At 68.0% G+C, this 24074-nt stretch carries 25 protein-coding genes; 5 read left to right on the forward strand and 20 right to left on the reverse strand.

Features of this window, described 5'->3' with window-relative positions:
- Window positions 1-20: 20 nt before the first annotated feature.
- From ybeY to ABZZ22_RS07395, 11 genes are all read right to left on the reverse strand, one after another.
- Window positions 21-485 (reverse strand): rRNA maturation RNase YbeY, encoded by a 465-nt coding sequence (gene ybeY / locus ABZZ22_RS07345; RefSeq protein WP_354928601.1) that lies wholly within the window; start codon window positions 483-485, stop codon window positions 21-23.
- A gap of 93 nt (window positions 486-578) precedes the next feature.
- A complete protein-coding gene (locus ABZZ22_RS07350; protein WP_354928675.1) occupies window positions 579-1523 on the reverse strand; it encodes a PhoH family protein in 945 nt (314 codons plus the stop codon).
- A gap of 190 nt (window positions 1524-1713) precedes the next feature.
- On the reverse strand, window positions 1714-2766 hold the full coding sequence (locus ABZZ22_RS07355) for a winged helix DNA-binding domain-containing protein (RefSeq protein WP_354928604.1): 1053 nt from the start codon (window positions 2764-2766) through the stop codon (window positions 1714-1716).
- Window positions 2767-2781: 15 nt separating this feature from the next.
- Window positions 2782-3261: a Gmad2 immunoglobulin-like domain-containing protein gene (locus ABZZ22_RS07360; protein WP_354928607.1), complete on the reverse strand. Its 480-nt coding sequence runs from the start codon at window positions 3259-3261 to the stop codon at window positions 2782-2784.
- 4 nt (window positions 3262-3265) lie between these two features.
- A complete protein-coding gene (locus ABZZ22_RS07365) occupies window positions 3266-3793 on the reverse strand; it encodes a hypothetical protein (protein WP_354928609.1) in 528 nt (175 codons plus the stop codon).
- A 198-nt stretch (window positions 3794-3991) separates the two neighbouring features.
- A complete protein-coding gene (locus tag ABZZ22_RS07370; RefSeq protein WP_354928612.1) occupies window positions 3992-4741 on the reverse strand; it encodes a hypothetical protein in 750 nt (249 codons plus the stop codon).
- Window positions 4729-6009 carry a hypothetical protein gene (locus ABZZ22_RS07375; protein WP_354928614.1) on the reverse strand — a complete coding sequence of 427 codons (1281 nt, stop codon included), beginning with the start codon at window positions 6007-6009 and terminating at the stop codon, window positions 4729-4731. The genes ABZZ22_RS07370 and ABZZ22_RS07375 overlap by 13 nt, the downstream gene beginning before the upstream one ends.
- Window positions 6006-6296 (reverse strand): hypothetical protein, encoded by a 291-nt coding sequence (locus ABZZ22_RS07380; protein WP_354928617.1) that lies wholly within the window; start codon window positions 6294-6296, stop codon window positions 6006-6008. The genes ABZZ22_RS07375 and ABZZ22_RS07380 overlap by 4 nt, the downstream gene beginning before the upstream one ends.
- Entirely contained in the window at window positions 6293-6601 is a 309-nt protein-coding gene (locus ABZZ22_RS07385; RefSeq protein WP_354928620.1) for an SAV_915 family protein, read from the reverse strand. Before ABZZ22_RS07385 ends, ABZZ22_RS07380 begins: the two co-directional genes overlap by 4 nt.
- A 45-nt stretch (window positions 6602-6646) precedes the next feature.
- The gene (locus ABZZ22_RS07390) at window positions 6647-7435 is read right to left on the reverse strand and encodes a hypothetical protein (protein WP_354928622.1); all 789 of its coding nucleotides are present in this window, start codon (window positions 7433-7435) and stop codon (window positions 6647-6649) included.
- 25 nt (window positions 7436-7460) lie between these two features.
- A complete protein-coding gene (locus ABZZ22_RS07395; protein WP_354928625.1) occupies window positions 7461-8780 on the reverse strand; it encodes a hypothetical protein in 1320 nt (439 codons plus the stop codon).
- A 136-nt stretch (window positions 8781-8916) separates the two neighbouring features.
- Here ABZZ22_RS07395 and ABZZ22_RS07400 point away from each other — a divergent pair, with 136 nt between their 5' ends.
- Window positions 8917-9528, forward strand: coding sequence for a hypothetical protein (locus ABZZ22_RS07400; RefSeq protein WP_354928627.1), 612 nt, complete (start codon window positions 8917-8919; stop codon window positions 9526-9528).
- A 13-nt stretch (window positions 9529-9541) separates the two neighbouring features.
- Here the strand turns inward: ABZZ22_RS07400 and ABZZ22_RS07405 are convergent, their stop codons facing one another.
- The 4 genes from ABZZ22_RS07405 to hrcA all read right to left on the reverse strand — a co-directional run bounded on the left by ABZZ22_RS07405 (window position 9542) and on the right by hrcA (window position 13203).
- Complete coding sequence (locus ABZZ22_RS07405) at window positions 9542-9928, reverse strand: hypothetical protein (protein ID WP_354928630.1); 387 nt, start codon at window positions 9926-9928, stop codon at window positions 9542-9544.
- A 167-nt stretch (window positions 9929-10095) separates the two neighbouring features.
- Window positions 10096-10839, reverse strand: coding sequence for a 16S rRNA (uracil(1498)-N(3))-methyltransferase (locus ABZZ22_RS07410; protein WP_354928633.1), 744 nt, complete (start codon window positions 10837-10839; stop codon window positions 10096-10098).
- An 89-nt stretch (window positions 10840-10928) separates the two neighbouring features.
- Complete coding sequence (dnaJ, locus tag ABZZ22_RS07415) at window positions 10929-12122, reverse strand: molecular chaperone DnaJ (RefSeq protein WP_354928636.1); 1194 nt, start codon at window positions 12120-12122, stop codon at window positions 10929-10931.
- Between the two features lie 37 nt (window positions 12123-12159).
- Window positions 12160-13203 (reverse strand): heat-inducible transcriptional repressor HrcA, encoded by a 1044-nt coding sequence (gene hrcA / locus ABZZ22_RS07420; RefSeq protein WP_354928639.1) that lies wholly within the window; start codon window positions 13201-13203, stop codon window positions 12160-12162.
- A 201-nt stretch (window positions 13204-13404) separates the two neighbouring features.
- Between hrcA and ABZZ22_RS07425 the strand changes: the two genes are divergently transcribed.
- Window positions 13405-13677 (forward strand): hypothetical protein, encoded by a 273-nt coding sequence (locus ABZZ22_RS07425; protein ID WP_354928642.1) that lies wholly within the window; start codon window positions 13405-13407, stop codon window positions 13675-13677.
- 19 nt (window positions 13678-13696) lie between these two features.
- On the forward strand, window positions 13697-14545 hold the full coding sequence (locus tag ABZZ22_RS07430) for a DUF3097 domain-containing protein (RefSeq protein ID WP_354928645.1): 849 nt from the start codon (window positions 13697-13699) through the stop codon (window positions 14543-14545).
- Window positions 14546-14558: 13 nt separating this feature from the next.
- On the opposite strand, the gene ABZZ22_RS07435 is transcribed toward ABZZ22_RS07430, so the two are convergent.
- Complete coding sequence (locus ABZZ22_RS07435) at window positions 14559-14753, reverse strand: PspC domain-containing protein (RefSeq protein WP_354928648.1); 195 nt, start codon at window positions 14751-14753, stop codon at window positions 14559-14561.
- Window positions 14754-14842: 89 nt separating this feature from the next.
- Window positions 14843-16054 carry a radical SAM family heme chaperone HemW gene (gene hemW, locus ABZZ22_RS07440; protein ID WP_354928651.1) on the reverse strand — a complete coding sequence of 404 codons (1212 nt, stop codon included), beginning with the start codon at window positions 16052-16054 and terminating at the stop codon, window positions 14843-14845.
- A gap of 69 nt (window positions 16055-16123) precedes the next feature.
- Between hemW and ABZZ22_RS07445 the strand changes: the two genes are divergently transcribed.
- A complete protein-coding gene (locus ABZZ22_RS07445) occupies window positions 16124-16831 on the forward strand; it encodes a GNAT family N-acetyltransferase (RefSeq protein ID WP_354928654.1) in 708 nt (235 codons plus the stop codon).
- A gap of 240 nt (window positions 16832-17071) precedes the next feature.
- Here ABZZ22_RS07445 and ABZZ22_RS07450 read toward each other — a convergent pair whose 3' ends face one another.
- From ABZZ22_RS07450 to ABZZ22_RS07460, 3 genes are all read right to left on the reverse strand, one after another.
- Window positions 17072-20506 (reverse strand): error-prone DNA polymerase, encoded by a 3435-nt coding sequence (locus tag ABZZ22_RS07450; RefSeq protein ID WP_354928657.1) that lies wholly within the window; start codon window positions 20504-20506, stop codon window positions 17072-17074.
- A 114-nt stretch (window positions 20507-20620) separates the two neighbouring features.
- Entirely contained in the window at window positions 20621-22144 is a 1524-nt protein-coding gene (locus ABZZ22_RS07455; protein ID WP_354928660.1) for a DNA polymerase Y family protein, read from the reverse strand.
- Window positions 22141-22821, reverse strand: a complete 681-nt coding sequence (locus ABZZ22_RS07460; protein ID WP_354928663.1) for a hypothetical protein — start codon at window positions 22819-22821, stop codon at window positions 22141-22143. The genes ABZZ22_RS07455 and ABZZ22_RS07460 overlap by 4 nt, the downstream gene beginning before the upstream one ends.
- Here ABZZ22_RS07460 and ABZZ22_RS07465 point away from each other — a divergent pair.
- Complete coding sequence (locus ABZZ22_RS07465) at window positions 22792-23295, forward strand: GrpB family protein (RefSeq protein ID WP_354928666.1); 504 nt, start codon at window positions 22792-22794, stop codon at window positions 23293-23295. The two genes, ABZZ22_RS07460 and ABZZ22_RS07465, sit on opposite strands and share 30 nt — an antisense overlap.
- Window positions 23296-24074: the final 779 nt, after the last annotated feature.

Genomic DNA, 24074 nt, shown 5'->3' on the forward strand with positions numbered 1-24074 from the left:
GGTTGGTGGTGGTGCTCCTATTACTCGGGTGGTCTGGCCGAGGAGCCCCAGGCCTCGAGCAGCTTGGCCTGCAGGGCGAACATCTCGGCGTGCTCGTTGGGGTCCACGTGGTCGTAGCCGAGCAGGTGGAGGATTCCGTGGGTGGTCAACAGCTCGATCTCCGCCACGGTGCCGTGGCCGGCTGCCTCGCCCTGCTTGGCCGCGATCGTCGGGGCGATGATGATATCGCCCAGGTCGCCCTCCTCCGGCTCCTCGTCGAGGCGGCCGGGAAGGAGCTCGTCACCGGGGAAGGAGAGCACGTCGGTCGGGCCCTCGGTGTCGAAGTAGCGCTCGTTGAGCTCGGTGATCGTGGCCTCGTCGCCGAACTTGATCCGCAGTTCGGCCTGCGGGTGCACCCGCAGCTCCTCGAGCAGGAAGCGAGCGAGCTTGGCGACGCGCTCGACGTCGATCTCCTGCTCGGACTCGTTGATGATCTCGGTGCTCATGCCGCCACCTCCGTAGCGCAAGCGCAATCATACGGACGCGGCGGCCTGAGGCTTATGGTCGCTCGCTGTCGCTCACTCATGCTGGTCGCTCGCTCATGCCCGACTGTCCCCGGAGGCCCGTCCCTGGCCCTGCACGTCGTGCTCCTCGTAGGCCGCGACGATCTTGGCGACAAGTCGGTGGCGGACGACGTCGTGGCTGGTCAGGTTGTTGAAGCTGATGTCCTTGACGTCCTCGAGGATGCCCTCGACGACCCGCAGCCCCGACTTCTGCCCGGAGGGCAGGTCGGTCTGGGTGACGTCGCCGGTGACCACGATCTTGGAGCCGAACCCGAGCCGGGTCAGGAACATCTTCATCTGCTCGGGCGTGGTGTTCTGCGCCTCGTCGAGGATGATGAAGGAGTCGTTGAGGCTGCGGCCGCGGAGGAAGGCGAGCGGGGCGACCTCGATCGTCCCCGACGCCATCAGCTTGGGGATCATCTCCGGGTCCATCATGTCGTGCAGCGCGTCGTAGAGCGGGCGCAGGTAGGGGTCGATCTTCTCCGTCAGGGTGCCGGGCAGGAAGCCGAGCTTCTCCCCTGCCTCGACCGCGGGCCGGCTCAGGATGATCCGGTTGACCTGCTTGGACTGCAGCGCCTGGACCGCCTTGGCGACCGCCAGATAGGTCTTGCCGGTGCCGGCCGGGCCGATGCCGAAGGTGATCGTGTGCTTGTCGATCGCGTCGACGTAGCGCTTCTGGTTGAGCGTCTTGGGGCGGATGCTGCGGCCGCGGTTGGAGAGGATGTTGAGGCTCAGCACGTCGGCCGGCTTCTCGGTGGTGTCGGCGCGGAGCATGCTGATCACGCGCTCGACGGTCTCGCCGCTGACGCCCTGGCCGGTGCGGATGATCTGGACCAGCTCCTCCAGCGCCCGCTCGATCATCGCGATCTCGCTGGGGGCGCCGTGGAGGGTGATCCGGTTGCCGCGCACGTGCACGTCGGCGTCGAAGTGGGCCTCGATGATCCCGAGGTGCTCATCGGCCGGGCCGAGGACGGTCACCATGTCGACGCTGTTCGGGACGACCACGGTGTGTTTGGTGGTCGCGTTGACCCCCGGTTCGGAGGCGTCGATCGGTTGCGGACTTGGGTGTCGGTCGGTCATGGATGCCCGGAGCGGGCCCTTTCTCGTCACGAGGCTGGTGCCTCCATGCTACGCGGGCAGTCCGCCCGACTCCTACTGGATAGTTCCTGCGTCAGCTCGCGAGCAACGACTCGACGCGTACGGTCTCCTCCGCGAGCTCGTCGCGCTCGTCGGGCGTGAGGTCGCGGAGCAGCTTGACGACCTCGACCTTGCCGTCGACCGGCTTCCACAGACCGACGAGATGACCGCCCGCGATCATGACCGCGCCACCGCCTCCGATCCCCCACTCCTTGCGGGTCTCCTTGGCCGTGATCCGCTCCCGGTTGGCGTGGGAGAGCCAGAGGTTGTCGAACCTCCCCAGCAGCCGCACCGGAGCATGCTCCTCGCCGGTGGCGAGCGGCGCGTCCGGGACGTCGTAGAGGGTCTTGCCGGCCTCGTCGCGGTAGGTCACCAGCCCGTCGATCCGCTTGACCACCGGGCCGAGCCGCGTCAACGACGACCAGGTGGTGATGTCGGCGGCGCTCGCCGGCCCGTAGGCGAGCAGGTAGCGGCGTACGATCTGCGGCGCCAGGTCCGGGACGACGTCGTCGGCGACGACCGGCGACACCCCCGTCCAGCGCGGCAGCAGGTCGTAGACGAGCCCGCCCGAGCCCTTCCACAGACCTCGCGGCGGCAGCTGGACCAGTGGCAGCTCGTTGCGCGCGCGCAGGCCCAGCGCCTTGGCCGGGATGTCGGGGAAGTGCTCGACCAGACCGGCCTCGAGGGCCGCGTTGGGCAGCGCACCGAGGGCGAGTACGTCCTCGACCGCCTCCACGAATCCCTCGACCTGCACCGCGGGACGGACGATCTCGACCCGCTGGGTGTAGAAGTCGTGGACCGGCTGGGTCCAGGCCCTGATCAGCGCCGCATCGGCGGCGGTGTGCATGTGGATCGTCGAGCGCAGCGAGGAGAGCCGGACCAGCGCGCTCGACTCGAGCTGGGCACTGAGCGCGTAGGGGTCGAACGACTCCAGCCGCGCGGCCAGCGCGAGGAACGGCGGCAGCGATTCCTGCGCCTGCAGGCCGACCACGTGCTCGATCATCTCGGCCGGGGTGATCGAGGCGCGCGACAGCAGGTGCTGGCGCAGCAGGAGAGTCCGATTGAGCTGCCGTTCGGTGAGGATCACGGTAGCGATGATGTCCTACTCGACGGTGATCCTCGCGCCGACCTCCTCCGCAGGCTTCCCCTCGCCGTCGGAGGTGTCGTCGGTGCGGGCGATGAAGAGGTAGGTCCCGGGCTCGAGCTCGGAGACGTCGACCGTCGTCTTCCACGGATAGAGCTTGTCCATCCAGCCCTCGGCGGTCACGAACCCTTCGAGGACGGTCTCCCCGGAGCTGTCCCGGACCTCCCACGGCACGTTCGCCTCAGGAGAGTTGGCCTTGCCGGAGGCCTGGAAGCTCTCCGAGACAGTCGCACCCTCGGCCGGAGCCGACAGCGTGATCAGCGCGGAGGTACGCGGCAGCGCCGACGGCTCCTCCGACGGCTGAGGCGAGACCTCCGGGTCCTCGGCGACGGCATCGCCGCCTGCGCACCCACCGGCCAGCACCCCCACCCCGACCAGCACTCCGGAGAGCGCGGTGGCAGCGACGCGTCGACCCAGGAACGTACGTGTGCTCCTCATGTCTCTATCGTCGCTCCCCAGCCACGATCGAAGCGCAGCACACGCCGAGGCACTCGGCATCCGCGCATCCTGCCACCCGCACCATCCGTCGTCTGGACGAGGTGCTCACTCTGATCGTCAGGGGACCTGCGCCGCGGAGAACCGGGGCGATCCGATGATCCATCACGAGCAGAGCAACCACTGCCGGAATCCACCCGTACGTCATCCCCCACTCACCCCCGACTCGCGGCGCTGCGCCCAGCAGATCGAAGGCGTATCCCATGCTCGGATTCGGACTCAGCACGCTACGTACCACGACGTTCACGGCGAGTCCCGTGGCGCAGGCGAGGCAAATGGCGAACCAGGCGAGAACGAAGATCGCGAAACCTCCGCTCTCGATCACGTACCGCCCGCCGAGCCACACCACCCCGGTCACCACAGCGACCATGGCGACCGTGGCCGTGAACGCCCCGATCGCGTACGACGGATGCGACGTCAACACGCGCAGATCAGGGCCGAAGAAGCCGAGGTTGTAGCCGAGCAGGTTCTGCATGAAGCTCGGGACGCCATCGCGTTCGAGCATGTCCCGAGCAGCACCCGAGCTCGCCAGGGCTTGGAGTATCCAGATCCCACCGACGAGAACCAGCCCTGCCGCTATCCCCGGCACAAGCGTCGGCCGCGACTGCGCGGCTGTGGATTCACGTGTCATTTCTATCCCCTACAGCTAACCGACGAGTCGACGACGAGCCGGTCACCGGCGTCGCCTGGGTTGGTTCTGCACGACGAGAGCGCGCTCTCGCAGGTCTGATGCGAACCGCTCGGGGCTACTTGCGAGACCCTTCGCCTGGATGAGCATCTCCCCCCGAACCAGCCGCGCACACCATGGTCGCGGCGACAGTCTCTTGTAGCGAATTCCCGACGGATCCTCCGGCTCGACCTTGACTGCATCGAGCACGTCGAACGCCGTCTTCACGTTACCCAGGTCGATCTCCCGCCGTAGACCAAGATTCTCGTCCACGATCCGGCTCTTCGTAACCCACACCCCGCCACTTCGAAAGCGGCCAAAGGCACGGGAGACAGGAAAACCGAGGAAGTATGCCGCCGGTATCGCCACCAGCACCGGCCAGACCCAGTTCCCGTCAAGGAGCCCTACGATCCCCAGTGCGAGGAACCAGCCACCGAGCAGTACGAAGATGCAGTTGCTCATGAAGGTGCCCGGGTTGGCGCTGCGAGGAAAGAACCGTGCCGATTCTCCGTCGAACGTAACGTCACGAGCAGGGCTTGGTGATGGCTGAACACGCTTCACCAGCAGAAGAGAGGTGTATGAGATCGAGACAACCAAGCCCAGTACAAGCATGAGCGAGGACCAGACCGTGGTGAACGGATCGTCGTGGTACAGAACCACCGAGCTTACCCCAATGCCAGTCACTACCAACCCCAGGAGAAGGCCGAGGACGCTGACGACGGGGCCAGGCGTTTGCTGCGTGCTCAGTCGAACCATCCCCCTACGGTGTCCTTGACCGACGAGGCGGCGTCGCCGATGGCATCGCCCGTGTCCTTGAGCGACTTCACACCCTCCCCGAGCGCCTTGCTCACGTCCGGACCATTCTCAAACAGCGAATCGATTGCACCGTCAGCGAATATCGCAACTCCAGCACCGACCGCCACGCCGACGACAGCTCCAACAGCAGTGCCGACACCCGGCACGACCGACCCGAACGCGGCGCCCATCACCGCCCCAGTTGCCATGGACGCGCCGGCGCTGGCAAGCCCGCCAGCAACGACTCCCGCTCCCGCGGAGACACCCTGCGAGACGGCGATCTGGGTCCCAGTCTCGCCCTCCTTGTAGTCGTTGTAGATGCCCAGTCCGATCCCGAGGGGTCCGAGAACCTTGCCCGCCCGCCCAAGGAACTTCGGGACCTTCCCATCCTCAAGCTTGGCCGCGTCGTCCAGAAGCTTCTCGGCCTGGCTGAGCTTTCCCTCCAGGACCAGCTGATCCGCCCTGAGCTTCGTCTCATCGAGTGTCTCGAAGAAGAGCCACTTGCGCTTCATGTACCGCTCTGGGTGCGCCTGCAGCTCGTCGATCGCCCGCTTCGCCTCATCGACGAGCTCTTGGGCGCGCGTGTGAAGCTTCGACTGCTTCAGCGCAATGTCGACGCCGATCGCGCCGGCTGCCGCATCTCCGAGAATCTCCGTGGCGCTCAGGATCCAGGCGGCATGCTGGTTGACCGAGTACTTCTTCTGCAATGACTGACACGCAGCGGCGTACTGCCGGTCGATACGTTCCGCCTCGGACTTGGCGTTGTTGTACGCAACCACCTTACCCATGTGGTCGTTGTACACCTCAACATCCTTCTCGTACTGCTTCACCTCTTCAGGCGTGCCCGAGAATGATGCGGGTGGCGTCGCTGGCGGAGGACCTGGGTCCTCGATCTTGAACCCGGAAACAACGAGTTTCGCGGCCCGGGCGTCGCCGCGTAAGTCTTCCATCTGGTCCTGACACCGCCGCAGCTTCTCGGCGAAGTCGTCGAGGTCCTCCGTCATCGACTTGGCAGCGTCGTGCAGGTCCTCGGTCTTGTTGCGTGCCCTGGTCATCATGTCGACAAACTCATCGCCAGCTTCGGAATTCCACGACCCGTCCGCGTTTCGGCGGGAGTCGTTGAGCTTGTCCACCGCGTCGTCGAGCTTCTTTGCGAGCGAGTCGCGCACCCAGTCTGCGGCACCCTCGACCTGAGCAGGCTTGCCCTCGATCTCGGTATCGATGCTCACTTGTCCATCGCCTTCTTGATGTCATTGAGGCCTGCCTCAGCATCCGCGTCCGCGCGTGCGTAGTAACGTCGGCAGACCTCGACCGCGTCGGCGCTGCTCGACATCGAGGTCGACACGTTGCCTGTGCTATCGACGATCTGGCTCAACATGCTCGCAATGACACCCGTCATCGGGCCCGCGTCGATCCCCTTCGGCACGCCACCGGCCAGGCCCTCAAGTCCCTCGGCGCCATTGTTGAGGTCCCCTGCGATCGACGTGAGCACTCCAAGGTCAACATCGACCGTCATGGTGCGACTCCATCCTCATCTTGGAGTCCAGGATCGACGTCGAGGAACAATAGGTCGTACGGAGATTCGTCATGCACCTTCTGAAGGGCGGGGACATCGCACACCACCCAGGAAGCATCAGGGAGGTAGAAACGATGCAGCCGGTCCATCGCCGAGTACACGTACAGGGCAGTCCGCCCGTCCTCCACCTTGTGCATCACGACCCTGCGCACGGCAGGGTCGTCCTCTCCCGTGGTCGGCACGTATACCACTGGGGGAAACTCTCGGTGCGCCTTTGTGTCTGCGAACGGTTCGTCATCAACCATGGACAGATCCTCGCGATAGAAACGTCGAAATTCTCGCTTCACTGACTAACTCTGGCTCGTCAACTCCAGCTCACTACGAAGCCACTGAGCAAGGCCGTTGGCAGTGTGCCCCATCATGGAGCACTTGATAACGATGATGTCCGTAGGTATTTGCCTGCTTCCACGCCAAAGACCTGGACACTCATACACGGCAGCTGGCGACCGCAGGGTCACGAACACCGCGTTTCCGCGTGCGCGGACATCTTGAACGGCGCTGCGCAATGACCGGGACCGACCCAACGCCGAACTGTGGACGATGTACTCGTCCAACAGCACGATCCTCTCATTCCTACGTCGTCCGAAAGCCGCCAGGAGCACCCTGCCAAGGAACCAGATCCCACCGAGCCCGATCCCCAGGGAGGCGAGGGCCCAATCGCTCCCGGTTTGAAGGCCGAACACCGCAACGATCAGGCCCCCACATGCAAGAGCCGTATCCAGGGCTATCGCATGCCACCGGTCGCCGCTCCACGCATGGACTTCGAGCCGTCGAACTCCATCCACGTTCCGTTCGCGGATCGTCGGCAGGTGCTTCGTCAACACCAACGCCACAATCAAGACGAGCGTGATGCCGACCGCGAAAGCCGTGAACCACGCAGCCACGCGTACAGGAACGACTCGCGCTGGCACCTGGGTGAACGCAACCCATGTGAGCACCGCTCCCAGCGCCGCAAGTATCGAGTTACCGACGACCTCGCCCCACTTCTCGCGACCTCTGAACGGGGTCACCTCCGGCAACGTCACAGGAGTCGATGGCACGCCGTTCAGCCTAACCTGACGATACGCCAGCCTCCTCATGGTTCGATGAAACTGAGCCGATCGGCTAGTCGTCCCCGTCGCCTCGGTAGCGCTTGCGTTGCTCTTGCTCAAGGCGCTGCTGCTCGATGAGTTTCTCGTACTCGTCGTCGCTGTAGTCCTTGGAGTAGTCGGCCTGGTAGTCGATGACCTCCCCGGTGTCATCGTCCTTGCCGCGGCCTCCCCGGGCGCCGGCGGCGCCAGCACCGGTCCTCCCAGCGTTCTTCAAGCTCTGGCGGCTGCCGGCGCTGGCCATCCCCGCCTTGCCGCCCCGACCAGCCTGTGCACCTGTCCCGCCAGCACGTCCCGCCGAACCGAGTGCACCGGCACGCGCACCCGACGCGCCGGCCTTCGACGCTGTGGCGGCAGAGCGAGCGCCACTCGCCGCGGTCTTGCCCGCTGCGCTCGCCTTCGCCTGCGCACCCGAAGCACGGGCGCCTCCGAGCTTGCTGGCAACTGCCTTGGCGATCCCGGCCCCCAGGGCCATCCCGCCGCCGATGGCGAGCGCGCTGGCCCCCGGCCCGCCGGCCATCGGGGCCAGTCCTTCGGCGGTCTCGACCATCGCGTACGACGTCGCGGGCGCTGGACTGCCATGGGCATCGATCCACTGGGTCCCGTTCCACTCGGGCTCGTTGGCGGCCTCGTACGCCTTGATGTTCTCGCGTTCCCGCTCGTGGATCTCGTAGCCCATGCCGTCGGGATACAGCGTGCCGGAGTTGGTCGCCGCGATCCGTGCTTTAGAGGCCTGGATCTGACTGTAGGACCCTGGCTGCGACGTCGGGGTCCCTGCCGGCAGCGGCTGCGAGTTCGTGCCGTCATCGAACAGCGCCCGAACCTTCGGCTCGTCCTCACGCACCGCGTCGTCGACATAGCCGACCTGCGCGGCGGCCTCTGTCTCGGCGTGCGCGATCTTGGCCTCGTCCGCGGCATGCTTGCTCTGCGCCGCCTTCAACAGCTTCGTGTTCGCCTCGCCGTCCACCCCAACGCCCTTCGTCGGAAAGTCCGCGGGGTCGGGCGCCGGGCCATGGGAGTCAGGCAGGTCTGCTGCCAGCTTGGCGTACTGCGACCGGGCCGTGGACAGCGTGCCCCGGAAGTGCCGCATCGCCGCGACGGCTTCCTTCAGTACGTCGCTCTTGTCGCTCGTCTTCTCGCCTGCCTGCTGCATACCCCTGCGCGCGGCCGGCCCGGTCTTTGACGCCGAGGAGAACCCGTCCTCGACCTTCTTGCCATTGTCATGCAGAGCCTGACCCGCGCTCCTGAACCTGCGCTCGCCCCGATCCCATCGCCGGATGAGGTCATCAAGGACCGCTTCGTCGGCGCCCTCCACATATGTTCTGAGTCGTTCCATCCAAGGTCCGCGTACGGTCACGGTTGATTCCTCCCGAGGAAATGACGAGGAGCCCGGCGCCCCGCACGTGCCTGATTCTTTAACACGTTCCCCGAGTCGTCCAGCGATCAGGCGGCCTGCCTTACAGTTTCGACCCATGAGAACCTCTCGGAGCATCGCCATCGCCACTCTGGCCACAGCAATCAGTGTCGTCCTGGCTGCGTGCGGAACCGATGAGGAACCGGAAGCGAAGCCCACCTCCGAGACCAGCGCCGCCGAGGCCTCACCCGGTGCCGCTGGGCCGTCCGTGCCCGCCGGTTGGAGGGCCGCCTCGGTCGAGATCGCCCAGTTCCATGTACCTGCCGATTGGGCTATCGAGCCTGGCGGCAAGCAGATTCTCAGCCTTGTCGCGCCAGAGAACGAGATCGGGCTCTCGCCTGGCGCTGGACATGTCTCTGCTGACGTCTACACCACCGACGACGAGATTCAGGCCGAACTCGATGGACTCGCGAAACTCGCTCACGAGCAGTTCAAGGCCGACTCCAGCCTCACCAAGCTCGAACGGCTACCGAACGAGACGATCAACGGGTCGCTCTTCTACCACTTCCGCGCGGAGAGCGAGTTCACCTGGGAGGACCACTACGCCACCCTCGTGCCCGACGCGGGGATGCAGGTGGCGGTGACGTGGAAGTTCAACAAGTCCGACATCGACCACAAGGGCGCCGATGCTTTGATCGAACCGATCATGGCGACGTACGAGGTCCTCTGACCCTGCGTACGGCTCAGATCGGCATGGTCTTGCCGTGCGCGGTGCCCTGCTTGTTGAACATCACCAGCGGGTTGCTCATCAGCTGCAGGGCCTCGGCCATGGTCTGCGCGATCGCGGCCTGACCCTCATCGGTGTTCATGATGTCGGTCTGAGCCTTCTCGGTCGCATCGGCGTACTTCCCCAGACCCTGCGCCGTCTCCCGCTTCGCATTGAGCAGGTTCTCCTGTGCCAGCGCGACCGTCTGCGCCAACGACTGACCCAACGCCGACCCGCCGAACACTGCGGCAGGCGGAGCGTCCCCCAGATCGAGGCTCTGCACCAGCTCCTGCTCCGCCAGAAGGTTCTGGTTGGCCTCTCTCAATTTGTCGAAATCAGCCCTGATCTCGTCAGTGTCACCCATGTTGATCCTCCTGAGGAACACGTACGCACCCCCGCCGGGCGCTCCGCCTCAGTAAATCACGTTTGTCAGCCCGCCGAGAGGTCGAAAAATGGCCGTGACACGTCAGTTTCTGGAGACACGTCTTCAGAAACTGACGTGTCGGCGTCAAGAAGTGACGTCTCGGCGGGTTAGGCCCAGCGGCGGGTTCTCGCCAAGAGGGCTGCCGCGGCGGCTACTCCCGCCGTTGAGGTGCGGAGGACCTCATCGCCTAGGCGGATCGTGGTGGCGCCCGCCTTCTCGAAGAGGGCGATCTCCTCCTCCGTCAGGCCGCCTTCGGGTCCGACCACGACGAGGATGGTGCCTTCGTCGACGATGGGCACGGCGCCGAGCGGGAGGGTGCCCTCCTCGTGGAGCACGACGGCGGCGTCGGCCTCCTCGATCATGGTCACGACGGCGTCGGTGCTGGCCATCGGCTCGACCTCGGGATGCCACAGGCGCCGCGACTGCTTGGCCGCCTCGCGGGCGGTGGCACGCCAGCGGGCCAGCGACTTGACCGCGCGCTCGCCCTTCCAGACCGCGACCGAGCGGGTCGCCGCCCACGGGACGATGCGGGCCGCACCGATCTCGGTGAGCATCTCGACGGCCAGCTCGCCGCGATCACCCTTGGGCAGCGCCTGGACCACCGTCAGCGCAGGCTCGGGCGGGGCGTCGCCGAGGACGACCTCGTCGACGCGTACGGTCATCGACTTCTTGGTGGTCGCCGTGATCGTGCCTGTGACGCCCTCGCCGGCGCCGTCGGTGAGCACGACCTCCTCACCGACCCGGAGACGGCGTACGACGACGGCGTGATGACCCTCGTCGCCGCCCACCTCGACGGCGTCGCCGACACGGGTGCCGGCGAGCGACTCGACGAGGTGAACAGGAAGCGTCATGTCGCTACCTCCGTCGCGCGAGCGCAAGAATACGGAAGTAGCGACATGATGCGTTGATCGTTCACTCGCTGGCGCTCGCTCATGTCGTCTCAGTGCCCGTTGAGGGTGTCCTTGAACCAGGAGAAGACGCCGCCCTTGTGGGACGCCTTGAGCTGGCCCTGGACGGACTCCTCACCGCGCATCTCGGCGAGCTGGCGCAGCAGCGCCTCCTGCTCGAGGTCGAGCTTGGTGGGGGTCTCCACGTTGACGGTCACGATCAGGTCGCCGCGACCGCCGCGCAGGCCGGGGACACCACGGCCACGCAGGACGTGGTCGGTGCCGGACTGGGTGCCGGGCTTGAGGTCGATCTGGATCGAGAGGTCGTCGGGGTCCATCTGGTCGGCGACCTCGCCGACGAGGTCGGCCTCCAGCGTCGGCAGGTTGAGCGTGGTGCCGAGCGCGGCCGCGGTCATCGGGACCTTCGCGGTGCAGTGCAGGTCGTTGCCTCGCCGGGTGAAGGTGGCGTGCTTGGCGACGTGGATCTCGACGTAGAGGTCGCCGGCGGGGCCGCCGCCGGGGCCGACCTCGCCCTGCTCGGCGAGCTGGACCCGGGTGCCGTCGTCGACGCCCGGCGGGATCTTGACGGTCAGGGTGCGGTGGGAGCGGACCCGGCCCTCGCCGCTGCAGTCGCGGCACGGGTCGGGGATGACGGTGCCGAAACCGTTGCAGGCCGAGCACGGGCGGAGCGTGCGGATCTCGCCCAGGAAGGAGCGCTGCACGACCGCGACCTCGCCCTGGCCGTGACAGGTCTCGCACGGGACCGGGTGGGAGCCTTCCGCGGCTCCCTCGCCACCACAGGTGTCACAGACGACCGCGGTGTCGACCTTGAGGTCGCGGGTGACACCGAACGCCGCCTCGGCCAGGTCGATGTCGAGACGGATGAGAGCGTCCTGGCCGCGGCGTACGCGCGGACGGGGGCCGCGCCCGGCACCCGCGCCACCGGCTCCGGCGCCGCCGAAGAACGCGTCCATGATGTCGGTGAACGAGAAGCCCGCGCCCTGCGCGCCGAAACCGCCCGCGAAGGGGTCGCCGCCCCGGTCGAACGCAGCCCGCTTCTGCGGGTCGCTCAGCACCTCGTACGCGTGGGAGATCTCCTTGAACTTCTCCTGCGACTCGGCGTCGGGGTTGACGTCCGGGTGGTACTGGCGCGCCAGCTTCCGGTACGCCTTCTTGATCGTTGCGTCGTCGGCGTCCTTGTCGACACCGAGGAGCTCATAGGGGTCCAACGTCGGTCTTCCTGCCATCGAAGTTCGCTGATCTTCCTTGTATCGAGTCTGCTGCTCAAGCCTCGTCGAGGATCCGGGAGAGGTAGCGCGCCACCGCGCGCACCGCCGCCATGGATCCGGGGTAGTCCATCCGGGTCGGGCCGACCACGCCGAGCGTGGCCAGCGCCTCGTCGCCCGGTCCGTAGCCGGTCGCGACCACGCTGGTCTGCGACAGCTCCTGATAGGGGCCCTCGGCGCCGATCCGCACCGTGACCAGTCCGCCCGCGGTCGCCTCGCCCATCAGCTTGAGCAGCACGACGTGCTCCTCGAGGGCCTCCAGGAGCGGGCGCACCGCGGTGTCGAAGCTGTCGCCGAAGCGGGCCAGGTTGCTGGTGCCGCCGATGGAGATCCGCTCGTCGGAGCGGTGGTCGTTCATCGCCTCGATCAGGGTCTCCGCCACGGCGGCAGCGAGCGTGTCGTGCGCGGCGGCGGGCTGGTCTGCGGGCTGGTCTGCGGGGCGGGCGATGCTGCGCAACGCCTCCCCCGCCTCGGCGATGACGACGCCGGCGACCGCGGTGTTGATCTGCGTACGCAGGCTCGCCAGGGTCTCCTCGGAGACCTCCTCGGTCACCTCGAGCAGGCGCTGCTCGACGCGACCGGTGCTGAGGATGAGCACGAGGAGGAGCCGGGTCGGAGCCAGCGCGACCAGCTCGACGTGGCGTACGGTCGAGCGGCTCAGGGTCGGGTATTGCACCACCGCGACCTGGCGGGTCAGCTGGGAGAGCAGCCGGGTCGAGCGGCTGACGACGTCGTCGAGGTCGACCGCGCCTTCGAGGAAGCCGGCGATCGCCCGCTTCTCGGCCGCCGTCATCGGCTTGACCGTGGTCAGCCGGTCGACGAAGAGCCGGTAGCCCTTGTCGGTGGGCACCCGGCCGGCGCTGGTGTGGGGGGCGGTGATGTAGCCCTCCTCCTCCAGCGCGGCCATGTCGTTGCGTACCGTCGCCGGGGAGACGCCGAGACCATGACGCTCCACGAGCGCCTTGGAGCCGACCGGCTCCTCGGTCTTCACATAGTCCTCGACGATCGCCCTGAGGACGGAGAGCCTGCGTTCGTTCTGCATCTGCCCTCCTATCGTCTCGTCCTGGCTGCCTGGCACTCATTCCGTGCGAGTGCCAATCCTACCGGTTCACGTCACAGGCACCAGTTCCGGCGGCCGCTCCGCCCTGTGGCACATCGCACTTCTCTCGCTATCGAGATAGTCTTAGGTTAGGCTGACCTTAGAGCCCTTCGCCGCACTGCTTCCGCCCCACTGGAGAGTCCTATGATCGCCGACGATCTGCTGGTCCGCATCACGGCCCACGCCAACGACGACCACCAGGCGGACCTGTGCCGCTCGCTCTCGGCACGGCTCGGGCTGCGGCCGCGCCACATCGTGGGCGTACGCCTCTCCAACCTCACCGCCGAGAGCGTCGACGTCTCCTGGATCACCCTCGACGGCGGCCACCACGTGACCTTCCGGTTCCCCGAGACCGCGGCCACGCCGGATGAGGTTCTCGAGCAGCTCGGGCGAGTGCTCACCGGTTCTCGCTGCTGACTCCACTAACGTTCTCCGGATGAGCGATCGCTACGGCTCCGACGTACTGGCCGGCGACTGGCGCAAGCCCAAGCACGGGCGTGCCGTCGAGACTCCCGCAGAGCTGGGCGCGGTCGTCGAGGAGGTCGAGACCGACTTCGTCGGTGAGATCGTGCGGATCGACCGCGATCTGCACACGTTGACCCTGGAGGACCGGAAGGGCAAGCGGCGTACGTTCCCCCTCGGGCCGGGCTTCTGGCTCGAGGGCAAGCCGGTCATCCTCACTCCCCCGGTGACCCGCACGGCACCCGCGAAGCCGACCCGCACCGCGTCGGGCTCGGTGGCCGTGGACAACGTCAAGGCCCGGGTCGCGCGCGAGTCGCGGATCTTCGTCGAGGGACGTCACGACGCCGAGCTGGTCGAGAAGATCTGGGGCGACGACCTGCGGATCGAGGGCGTCGTCGTGGAGTTCCTCGGCGGCGTCGACGACCTCGCCGACCACTTGGTCGACTTCCGTCCCGGGCCGTCGCGTCGGGTGGGGGTCCTGGTGGACCACCTGGTCAAAGGCTCGAAGGAGGACCGGATCGCGGAGTCGATCCGGCGCTCCGCGGTCGGTCAGCACGTGCTGATCGTCGGTCACCCGTTCATCGACGTGTGGCAGGCGGTCAAGCCGGATCGGGTCGGGCTGGAGGCCTGGCCGAACGTGCCGCGCTCGATCGAGTGGAAGAAGGGCATCTGCCAGCATCTGGGCTGGCCCCACCGCGACCAGGCCGACATCGCCCGGGCGTGGAAGCACATCCTGGGGCGGGTGAACACGTTCGGCGACCTCGAGCCCGACCTGCTCGGTCGGGTCGAGGAGCTTATCGACTTCGTGACGGCCGAGCAGTGATGCGGAGCAGCGATCAGTAGGACGACTTCTTCGGCATGATGATCCACAGCACGAGGTAGACGACGACCTGCGGTCCGGGCAGCAGGCAGGAGAGGACGAAGGCCAGCCGGATCAGGTTGGAGTTGATGCCGAACCGCTCGCCGAGACCGCCGCAGACGCCGGCGATCCATTTGTCGTTGGAGGGGCGGGAAAGAGTTGTGGTTGCCATAGTTCCACCATGCCCTGTCCGGCGGTGTTTACCAATCAGGAACTCCCCTGATCCTCTGATCAGGACCGACGTCCCGGGCTCAGGGCCGGTCAGGGGAGCAGGTCTCGGACCACCGCGTCGGCGAGGAGTCTGCCGGTCTCGGTGAGGACGATCGTGTCGTCGGAGACGTTGACCAGGCCGCGGCGCACCTGATCGGGCAGGGCCGCACGCCCCTCGTCGTCGAGGGTGTGAGTGGGCAGCCCGTCGGCCAGGCGGAGCTCGAGGAGGACGCGCTCGACGCGCCGGTCCTCCTCTGCCAGGATCTCGCGGGCGTGGGCCGGGCTCTGCCCGCTGATGATGCGATCGGCGTACGCCTTGGGGTGCTTGACGTTCCACCACCTGGTGCCGCCGACGTGGCTGTGGGCGCCCGGGCCGACCCCCCACCAGTCGCCGCCCTGCCAGTAGAGCATGTTGTGGCGGCAGCGCTGGGTCTCGTCGGTGGCCCAGTTGGAGACCTCGTACCAGGTCAGGCCGTGCTCTCGGAGGGCGGCGTCGGTCAGCTCGTACTTGTCGGCGAGGTCGTCCTCGTCGGGCATCTCGATCTCGCCTCTCCGGACCCTTCGGGCCAGAGCCGTGCCGTCCTCGACGATGAGGGAGTAGGCCGAGATGTGGTCGGGGTTGCTGGCCAGCGCGGAGTCGAGGCTCGTCTTCCAGTCGGTGACCGACTCGCCGGGCGTGCCGTAGATGAGGTCGAGGGAGACCTGCTCGAAGCCGGCTTCGCGGGCCCATTCCACGACCAGCGGGACCCGCTCGGGGTCGTGGGTGCGGTCGAGGGTCTTCAGGACGTGGGGGACGGCCGACTGCATGCCGAAGCTGAGCCGGGTGAAGCCGCCCGCGAGCAGGGCCCGCAGGTAGTCCGGGTCGACGGAGTCGGGGTTGGCCTCCGTCGTCACCTCGACGTCGTCGGCGAGCCCGAACTCGTCCTTGATCGCTGTCAGGATGCTGGTCAGGTCGCTCGCCGGCAGGAGCGTCGGAGTGCCGCCGCCGAAGAAGACGGTGTCGACCTGTCTGTCACTGGCGCCCAGCACCCGGCGCGCCAGCCTGACCTCTTCGATGGCCTGCTCGGCGTACGTCTGCCGGCTCACCCCGGGGCCGAGCTCCGTCGCGGTGTAGGTGTTGAAGTCGCAGTAGCCGCACCGGACCGTGCAGAACGGGACGTGGACGTAGAAGCCCAGCCCCTTCGCCCCCAGCGTGCTCAGCGAGTCGGTCGGCAGCGACCCGTCGGCGGGGGCGGGGTCGCCGGGAGGCAGAGCGGAAGGCACCGGTCCATTATCGAGCCACCCGTCGAAAAGGGTTAACCGTGCCTGGTGCGGTGATGGGAAAATCCCAGGGTGTCCGTCTCTCAGCCCGATCTTCTTCTCGACGATGTCCTCGACAACCCGGTGTGGTCGTCATTGACCGGGGCACATGCCTGGCTCTCCGAGGGGGCGGGACTCGCTCGCCGCTACCGGCCCGACATCTCGCCCTTCGCCGCGGTCTCCGACCCGAGCTCGCCGGAGGCGTGGCGTGACCTGGCCGCGGCCGTCGGCCCCGGCGGCACGGCGCTGATCACCGGCGCCGAGGGTGTCTGCGGGGACGGATGGTCGGTCCTCGGAGGTGGCGAGGGGGTCCAGCTCGTCGAGACGCCACGGGTCGCCGCGGCGCCCGATCCCGAGGCGGTCGTGCTCGGGGCCACCGACGTACCCGAGATGCTCGACCTCGTCGCTCGCACCGAGCCCGGACCGTTCGAGAAGTCGACCTACACGATGGGTACGTATCTGGGGCTGCGCGACGAGGGTCGACTCGTCGCGATGGCCGGCCAGCGGATGCACCCGGACGGGTGGGTCGAGATCAGCGCCGTCTGCACCGCTCCCGAGGCCCGCGGCCGCGGCCTCGCCCGCCGCCTGGTCAACGCCGTCACCGCCGACATCCACACCCGCGGCTGTCGGGCGCTGATGCACGCCTCGGTCACCAACACCAGCGCCATCTCGGTCTACCTCGGTCTCGGCTTCGAGCAGCGCCGGCGTACGACCTTCGAGATGTTCCGCGCTCCCCTCTGACTCCCTGCCGAATCGGTAGTTCTGGACGGCGAATCGGTAGTTCTGGACGGCGAGTCTGTAGTTGTGGAGGCCGAGTCTGTAGTTGTGGCGATCGGGCTGACGCGCCTTCGCCATAAGTACGGATTCGGCCTCCACTTCTGCAATTTCGATCCCCAGAACTACCGATTCGGCGCGCCATTGCTACCGATTCGGTACGCCACTTCTACGGTCTCGGCGGGGCGGGGCGGGGCGGGGCAGCGGTCAGCGGAAGTCGCGGGAGCGGTGGCGGGAGGCGATGGCCTTGGCGGCCTCGGGGTGGATCTCCTCGAGCGGGGCGAGACGGTCGGCGACCAGGTTGGTGACTCCGTCGTTGCGCTCGAGGATGCCGCGGATGAGCATCACCGAGGTAGAGACCGCGATCTTGCGGTGCTTCTTCCACAGACCGGCGGAGCAGACGACGTTGAGCATCCCGGTCTCGTCCTCGAGGTTGATGAAGGTGACCCCGCCCGCGGTCCCGGGACGCTGGCGGTGGGTGACCAGGCCGGCGACGGTGATGCGTCGGCCGGGCTCTGCGGTGGGCAGATCGCTGATCTTCGGGAGCCCGGCCGCGGTCAGGCCGGGCCGGAGATGGGCGAAGGGGTGGCTGCCGGGGGTCACGCCGGTCGCCCAGAGGTCGGCGAGGGTCTCCTCGACCGGGTCGAGGACGGGCAGCGCGGGGGTCTCGGCGGTGAACCGCACCCCCTCGAGCTGGCCCTCGGTCTCGGTCCAGCCCGCCTGCCACAACGCCTGACGACGGCTCGATGTGAACACCTCCAAACATCCCGCGGTCGCCAGCGCCTCGAGCTGGGCACGCTCCAGCCCGGCGCGACGGGAGAGATCGAGGGAGTCCTTGAACGGCGCCTCCTCGCGGGCCTTCACGATCCGCTCGGCGACCTCCTTGCCGATGCCGCGTACGGAGTCCAGACCCAGCCGCACCGCGAAGCCGCCATCACGCCGGTGCTCCGGGGTGGGGTCGGGGGTGCCGGGCACCCACTCGGTCTGCTCCCCGTCGACCAGGCACTCCGCCCGCCCGGTGGCCTCGACGACCTCGGTCTCCGGATCGAGAGGCTCCAGATCGGCCGTCGCTTGGCTCAGGACCAGATCGGGGCGGCGTACGTCCACACCGTGGCGGCGGGCGTCCTGGGTCAGCGACTGCGGTGAGTAGAAGCCCATCGGCTGGGCCCGGAGCAGGCCGGCCAGGAACGCGGCCGGGTAGTGGAGCTTGAACCACGACGAGGCGTAGACGAGCTTGGCGAAGCTCAGCGCATGGGACTCGGCGAAGCCGAAGTTCGCGAAGGAGAGGATCTGGGTGTAGACCGCCTTGGCGGTCTGCTCGGTCATGCCCTTGGCGCGCATGCCGCGGTAGAGCTTCTCCTTGAGCGAGTCGATGCGCTCGACGCCGCGCTTGGAGCCCATCGCCCGACGCAGCAGGTCGGCATCGTCGTGCGAGAAGTCGCCGAGCACCCGACCCATCTCCATGAGCTGCTCCTGGAACAGCGGCACCCCGCGGGTACGCTCCAGCACCGGGATCAGCAGCTCGTGGGCATAGCTGGCCTCCTCCTGTCCGGTGGCCCGGCGTACGTAGGGGTGGACCGCCCCACCCTGCACCGGCCCCGGCCGGATGAGAGCGATCTCGATGGCCAGGTCGTAGAAGCACCGCGGCTGCAGCCGCGGCAGGGTGCCGATCTGCGCGCGCGACTCGACCTGGAAGACCCCGATCGAGTCGGCCCGGCAGAGCATGTCGTAGACCGCCGACTCCTCCTTCGGGATGGTCGCCAGGGTCCACTGCTCGTCCAGGTGCGAGGCCGCCAACCCCATCATGTGATCGAGCGCCGCCAGCATCCCGAGCCCGAGCAGGTCGAACTTCACCAGCCCCATGTATTCGGCGGCGTCCTTGTCCCATTGGATCACGGTGCGCTTCTCCATGCGGGCGCGCTCGATGGGCACCACCTCGCCGATCGGCTCCTCGGTCAGCACCATCCCGCCGGAGTGGATGCCGAGATGGCGCGGAGCTCCGTGGATCTCCTCGGCCAGCGCGAGGACCGGAGCAGGGATGCCCACGTCGTCCGGCGCCTCGACGCGGGAGTAGCCGAGATGCTTGGACCAGGCGTCCTGCTGGCCGGGGCTGTGTCCGAGCGCCTTGGCCGCGTCCCGGACCGCCATCTTCGGCCGGTAGCCGACGATGTTCGCGACCTGCGCGGCATTGCGCCGGCCGTAGGTGTCGTAGACCCACTGGATCACCTTCTCCCGCTTGTCGGAGTCGAAGTCGACGTCGATGTCGGGCTCCTCCTCCCGATGCTCGGAGATGAACCGCTCGAACGGCAGCCGGTAGAAGACGGGGTCGATCGCGGTGATCCCGAGCGCGTAGCAGACCGCGGACGCGGCCGCCGATCCTCGCCCCTGGCAGAGGATCTTCTCCTTCCGCGCGAACGCCACGATGTCGTGCACGATCACGAAGTAGCCCGCGAAGTCCTTGCGCTCGATGACGTCGAGCTCATGCTCCACGCGCTCGCGGGCCTCCTCGACGAACTCCGGGTCAGTGGCGTACGCCTCCGCATAGCGCTCCGCGAAACCCTCCTCGGTCAGGTGGCGCAGCCAGCTCGCCGCGGTCTCGCCCTCGGGGATCCCGCGCTTGGGCAGCTTCGGGGTGGCCTTGCGCAGGTCGAAGGCGCACTCCTCGGCGATCTCGACGCTGCGTGCCACCGCGCCCGGGTAGCGCCGGAAGAGGTGTTGCATCTCCTCCCCCGACCTGACGTACGCCGCAGGCCCGGCCGGGAGCCAGCCGGCGATGTCGCTCAGGGTGCGCCGCGCGCGGACCGCCGCGAGCGCGTCTGCCACCCGGTGCCGGTCGGGCGTGGCGTAGTGGACGTTGTTGGTGGCGACCGTGGGCAGTCCGACCTCCCGGGCGATGCCGGCGAGCAGGTCGTTGTCGTAGGAGTCGGTCGGGTGCCCGCGGTCGGTGAGCTCGACGACGACGTTGGCTGTTCCGAACCGGTCGGTGAGCTCGCGCAGCGCCCGGGTCGCGGCGATCGGCCCGCTGCTGGTGAGCGCCTGACGTACGGTGCCCTTGCGGCACCCGGTCAGGATCAGCCAGCTTCCGGCGCGGGCCCGGTCGGCGAGCTCGTCGAGGTCATAGGTCGGCCGCCCCTTCTCGTCCCCGCGCAGCTGCGCCTCGGTGATCGCACCGGCCAGCTGCCGGTAGCCCTCGACGCCCCTGACGAGCACCAGCAGATGGCTGCCCTCGGGGTCGGCGACCCCGTTCTGCGGCTTGCTCAGGTCCAACGACAGCTCGGCGCCGTAGACGGTCCGCAACCGGTCGCCCTCGCCGGGAGGGGCCAGCTTCTGTGCCGCCTCGGCGAAAGCCGGCGCCCCGTAGAAACCGTCATGATCGGTGATCGCGATCCCATGCAGCCCCTGCCGGATCGCCTCGGCGACCAGAGCCGAGGGTGAGCTGGCGCCGTCGAGGAAGGAGAAGTCGGAGTGGGCGTGGAGCTCGGCGTACGGCACCACCGGGCCCTCCGGCCCGCGCACCTCCCCCTCAGGAAGCCGCTTCTTGCGCCGGGAGATCGGCGCGTCTCCGTAGGGATCAGCAGGCGGGCGGCCCGAGAGCCGTCGCTCCAGCTCCTTCCAGGGGATCTCGGGGTTGTTCCAGCCCATCAGGCACCTCGGACCTCCATCAAGGTATGCAGCCGAAAGCTCACATCCCCGGCGGAGTTCCGCGCGGGATGTGATCGTTCATCTGCATACCTTGATGAAGGAACACACAGCCGCTCAGTCATAGGACGCCTCCGTGAGCCAGTGGTCGGTGTCGAAGGTGGCCAGCCAGGCGCGGCCGTCGACCCCGACGAGCTGGAAACGGGCGACCCGCCGCCCGCCGCCGGGCTCCCACCACGCCTCGGTGACCGGCCAGGGACCGGCCCAGGAGGCGATCCGCTGCCACGGTTGGCCGGCTGCGGGCCGGTAGCGGGCGGGGTCGGCGGAGACGCCGCCGCGCGGGAGCACCAGCACCTGCCGACCGGCCTGGTCGCAGACCTCCGCCGGCCACGGGTCGGCCAGGACCCGAGCCGGAGCCGGCGGCGGGATCGACCCCGGCCATGGCAGCCCGCGGTCGCGGAGGGTGCTGGGGCGGTCACCCCAGGGGACGTACGCCTGCCGGTCGCTCGGGCTCCGGCCACCCTGGAGCACCGGGGCGACGACGGCCTCATGACCGAGCAGCCCCTGCACCCGGGCGATACCACGATCGACGCGCTCGTTCGTGCCACCCCAGAGGCCGTCGGCGTGGACCGCCTCGGAGACGGCGACCTCGGGGACGAACCGGGCCTCGGTCACCGCTCCCCCGCCCCTGCGCGCGACCCCGGCCAGCTGCCAATGCAGCCGGTCGATGAGATCGACCGAGGAGAACCATCGCGGATGCGCCCAGGTGCGTACGGAGTCCGAGACGTCCTCCATCCCGACCTCGATCCGCACCTCGGTGCAGACCTCCTGTCGAGCCGCCAGGCCCTTCACGAAACCCTCCGCCGCCTGCCGGGCCGAGAAGCAGACCGCCTCGGCGGAGTCGAGCGGCGGCTCGAAGACCACCTCGGTGGTGAGCTCCGGCGGTGGCGTACGCCCGGTCACCGGCCGCGCTCCCTCGCCGTGGATCACCCGACGGACCCAAGCCGCCTGCGCACCGAAGCGCGCCTTGACGTCGGCGCCGGGCAGGTCGGCGAGGCCGCCGAGCGTGGTCAGGCCGAGTCGCTGCAGCAGGCTGACCGCGTCCGCGTCCTCGAGGACGTGGACCGGCAGCGCACGCAGGAACTCGGTGGAGCCGCCATCTGCCGGGACGGCGTACGTCTCCTGCACCCCGGCGCTGCGCGCGGCCTGCTCGGCGGTGAAGAGCTCGTCGGCGATGCCGATCCGTACGTCCCAGATCCCGAACCCGACCACGCACTCGGCGATCGCCGCGCCGGCCTCGACCTCGCCGCCGTAGAAGCGTGCCGGTGAGCGCAGCGCGACCAGCCCGGGACGCAGCGGCATGACACCGGGACGCAGCTCCTCCAGGCGCACCAACACCTCCTCGAACACCCGCGCGTCGCGGGCGTCGTCGGCGGCGAGCACCTGCACCTCCGGGCAGCGCGACTGCGCGTCGCGGCGGCGCATCCCCCGCTTGATCCCGAACTCCCGCGCCGCCTGGTTGTAGGCCTGAACCCGGTTCTGCGCGAAGACGGCAGCCGGAAGGTGCCGCGGCAAGCCGGCCTCACTCAGCGCCGCGGCGACCGGCCAGTCGGCGCACCAGACCACCAGCGTACGGCTCATGCGGTCACCTGTTTTCGCAGTTCAGAGACGGGTTCGAGGACCCGCCGCATGCCGCCGTCCTCGGCCGGGAACCAGAGCGCCGTACGCCGCGGCGGAGCCGTCCCGCGCACCGCCTCGACCACCATCCTTCTCGCCCGGAGATGGCCGTCGCCGTTGCCCAGCCCGACCCAGCGCGGCTCGGTCGCCCGGAGGCGTACGTCTGCTCTCGGCCACTCCCCCAGCGCGACCAGCGCGGCGCCGCGGGTGCGCAGCCTGGCGCCGATCTTCTCGGCGACGCCCGGGGTCACCCGGCCGGTCGGCCGGACCAACACCAGCGTGACCACGTCGATCAGCGCCGCGGTCGCCTCCAGCCAGGAGTCCTTGGGCCGCGGCACCAGGATGGTGCGCTCCAGGTCGACCCCGGCCTCTGCAGCCGCCTCGGCACCGAAGTCCTCCACCCCGACGACGGCGGTCCACTCCCCCGCCCCCGACGGCCCGGCCAGCAGCAGCATCGCCAGCGAGAGCGAGTCGGCCGCATACGTCCCACCGGCCCGAAGCTGCACGACCCCACCGAGCGCCTCGTGCGTGGCCAGCTCCGCGCCGATGCCCGGCTTCTGCTCCAGCCGTCGCACCTTCGACCGAAGCTGCTCGATCTGAGCCAGCTTCTGGTGTCGTTCGATCCCCGCTACCACTCCCACTCAACGAGTATCGAACATTTGTTCGAACAGAGCAACCTGCCCGCCAGTCTTACACCCTGCCGAGGGCTCCCAGGTCTCACTAGACTTCGCGCCGCGGCAACCCATCCCCTGTGGCGTCCGTACATCGCCTCAGCCAATGCCCAACGCCAAGGTCAGCGAGTCGCCTTTCGCCAGACCGGCCCAGGCCCGCTCAGCGAGCACAGTTCGGAGTGGGCATCGGACTTCGAGAAGCTTCACAACGTCATTGAGCCCGCCCTCGGCAACCTCATGATCGACCTGCAGCACATCGGTTCGACCGCGATCCCTGAGATGCCAGCCAAACCGGTGATCGACATCGACCTCACCGTGCCCGACGTGACGGACGAGCCGACTTGGCTACCGCCGTTAGAGGCGGCTGGCTTCCGACTCATCTTCCGCGACGCCATCGCGGGCGACAAGCACCGACAACTGACGTACGCCGCCCTCTCCCGGTAGAGTTGTTCCCGAAGACCCCGGAACGATCACTGGCTACGGCCACATCGCCGGGGTTTCGCCTTTGCTGAGGCTATGTATGCGAGGCCGCATCATCACGAGACACACCGCGGGTCACCGTAAGTAAACTCCGCCCATGGTCATCGTCAGCGCGATCGAACGCAACGTGTACGCCTCACATATGTCGATCTTTCTGGCTGACATGGATGAGTCGGACGGACAACGACTACGACTGGGGCGACGACGCCATCGATCTCCAGCGAGTCTGCCCAGGCGAAGCACCGTACGAACTCCAGATCGCTGTCGCACGTTACGACGTCGTTCCCGTGCGACTGCAGGTCGTCAGTCTGCGTCCAGAGCCCGATCTCGCGGCGAGCCACATCGTCGAGAGCGACCTGCTGATTCCACCAGGCAACCTCACGCTCCACGGCGTGGATGACACTCCCGTGAGCGAACCCACGTTCCGAGTGAGCCCGGGAAGATATCGCGTTCGGATCACCTACCTACCCCGACCCGACCCCCTACCCCAGTCGAACCCAGAAGAGCCTGGCGATCACTACGACTATGTGATCGATCTGTGGCCATCCGGCCAACCTGCAGCCGCCGAAACCCTTGTCCAAGGGCCACGGGTATGGGCAGGCTGACGAGAATTTGTCCCCAACAACGGAGCAAGGTCGAGGCGTCACTCCCGTTGGCCGAGACGTCACTTACGTCGGCCGAGCCTGGACGGCGGTTGCGGGACACCGGCAGACGCGTACGTTCAAGCCGCCGTCCAACGAGTG

The organism is Nocardioides sp. NPDC006273 (assembly GCF_040613495.1).
Classification (GTDB): Bacteria; Actinomycetota; Actinomycetes; order Propionibacteriales; family Nocardioidaceae; genus Nocardioides.

What these genes read in the sequence shown, in the direction of transcription:
- ybeY (WP_354928601.1), bottom strand. Translation starts at nt 485, where the DNA reads ATGAGCACCGAGATCATCAACGAGTCCGAGCAGGAGATCGACGTCGAG.
- ABZZ22_RS07350 (WP_354928675.1), bottom strand. Translation starts at nt 1,523, where the DNA reads ATGGTGACCGTCCTCGGCCCGGCCGATGAGCACCTCGGGATCATCGAG.
- ABZZ22_RS07360 (WP_354928607.1), bottom strand. Translation starts at nt 3,261, where the DNA reads ATGAGGAGCACACGTACGTTCCTGGGTCGACGCGTCGCTGCCACCGCG.
- ABZZ22_RS07365 (WP_354928609.1), bottom strand. Translation starts at nt 3,793, where the DNA reads ATGCAGAACCTGCTCGGCTACAACCTCGGCTTCTTCGGCCCTGATCTG.
- ABZZ22_RS07370 (WP_354928612.1), bottom strand. Translation starts at nt 4,741, where the DNA reads ATGGTTCGACTGAGCACGCAGCAAACGCCTGGCCCCGTCGTCAGCGTC.
- ABZZ22_RS07380 (WP_354928617.1), bottom strand. Translation starts at nt 6,296, where the DNA reads ATGACGGTCGATGTTGACCTTGGAGTGCTCACGTCGATCGCAGGGGAC.
- ABZZ22_RS07385 (WP_354928620.1), bottom strand. Translation starts at nt 6,601, where the DNA reads ATGGTTGATGACGAACCGTTCGCAGACACAAAGGCGCACCGAGAGTTT.
- ABZZ22_RS07390 (WP_354928622.1), bottom strand. Translation starts at nt 7,435, where the DNA reads ATGAGGAGGCTGGCGTATCGTCAGGTTAGGCTGAACGGCGTGCCATCG.
- ABZZ22_RS07395 (WP_354928625.1), bottom strand. Translation starts at nt 8,780, where the DNA reads ATGGAACGACTCAGAACATATGTGGAGGGCGCCGACGAAGCGGTCCTT.
- ABZZ22_RS07400 (WP_354928627.1), top strand. Translation starts at nt 8,917, where the DNA reads ATGAGAACCTCTCGGAGCATCGCCATCGCCACTCTGGCCACAGCAATC.
- ABZZ22_RS07405 (WP_354928630.1), bottom strand. Translation starts at nt 9,928, where the DNA reads ATGGGTGACACTGACGAGATCAGGGCTGATTTCGACAAATTGAGAGAG.
- ABZZ22_RS07410 (WP_354928633.1), bottom strand. Translation starts at nt 10,839, where the DNA reads ATGACGCTTCCTGTTCACCTCGTCGAGTCGCTCGCCGGCACCCGTGTC.
- dnaJ (WP_354928636.1), bottom strand. Translation starts at nt 12,122, where the DNA reads ATGGCAGGAAGACCGACGTTGGACCCCTATGAGCTCCTCGGTGTCGAC.
- hrcA (WP_354928639.1), bottom strand. Translation starts at nt 13,203, where the DNA reads ATGCAGAACGAACGCAGGCTCTCCGTCCTCAGGGCGATCGTCGAGGAC.
- ABZZ22_RS07425 (WP_354928642.1), top strand. Translation starts at nt 13,405, where the DNA reads ATGATCGCCGACGATCTGCTGGTCCGCATCACGGCCCACGCCAACGAC.
- ABZZ22_RS07430 (WP_354928645.1), top strand. Translation starts at nt 13,697, where the DNA reads ATGAGCGATCGCTACGGCTCCGACGTACTGGCCGGCGACTGGCGCAAG.
- ABZZ22_RS07435 (WP_354928648.1), bottom strand. Translation starts at nt 14,753, where the DNA reads ATGGCAACCACAACTCTTTCCCGCCCCTCCAACGACAAATGGATCGCC.
- ABZZ22_RS07450 (WP_354928657.1), bottom strand. Translation starts at nt 20,506, where the DNA reads ATGGGCTGGAACAACCCCGAGATCCCCTGGAAGGAGCTGGAGCGACGG.
- ABZZ22_RS07455 (WP_354928660.1), bottom strand. Translation starts at nt 22,144, where the DNA reads ATGAGCCGTACGCTGGTGGTCTGGTGCGCCGACTGGCCGGTCGCCGCG.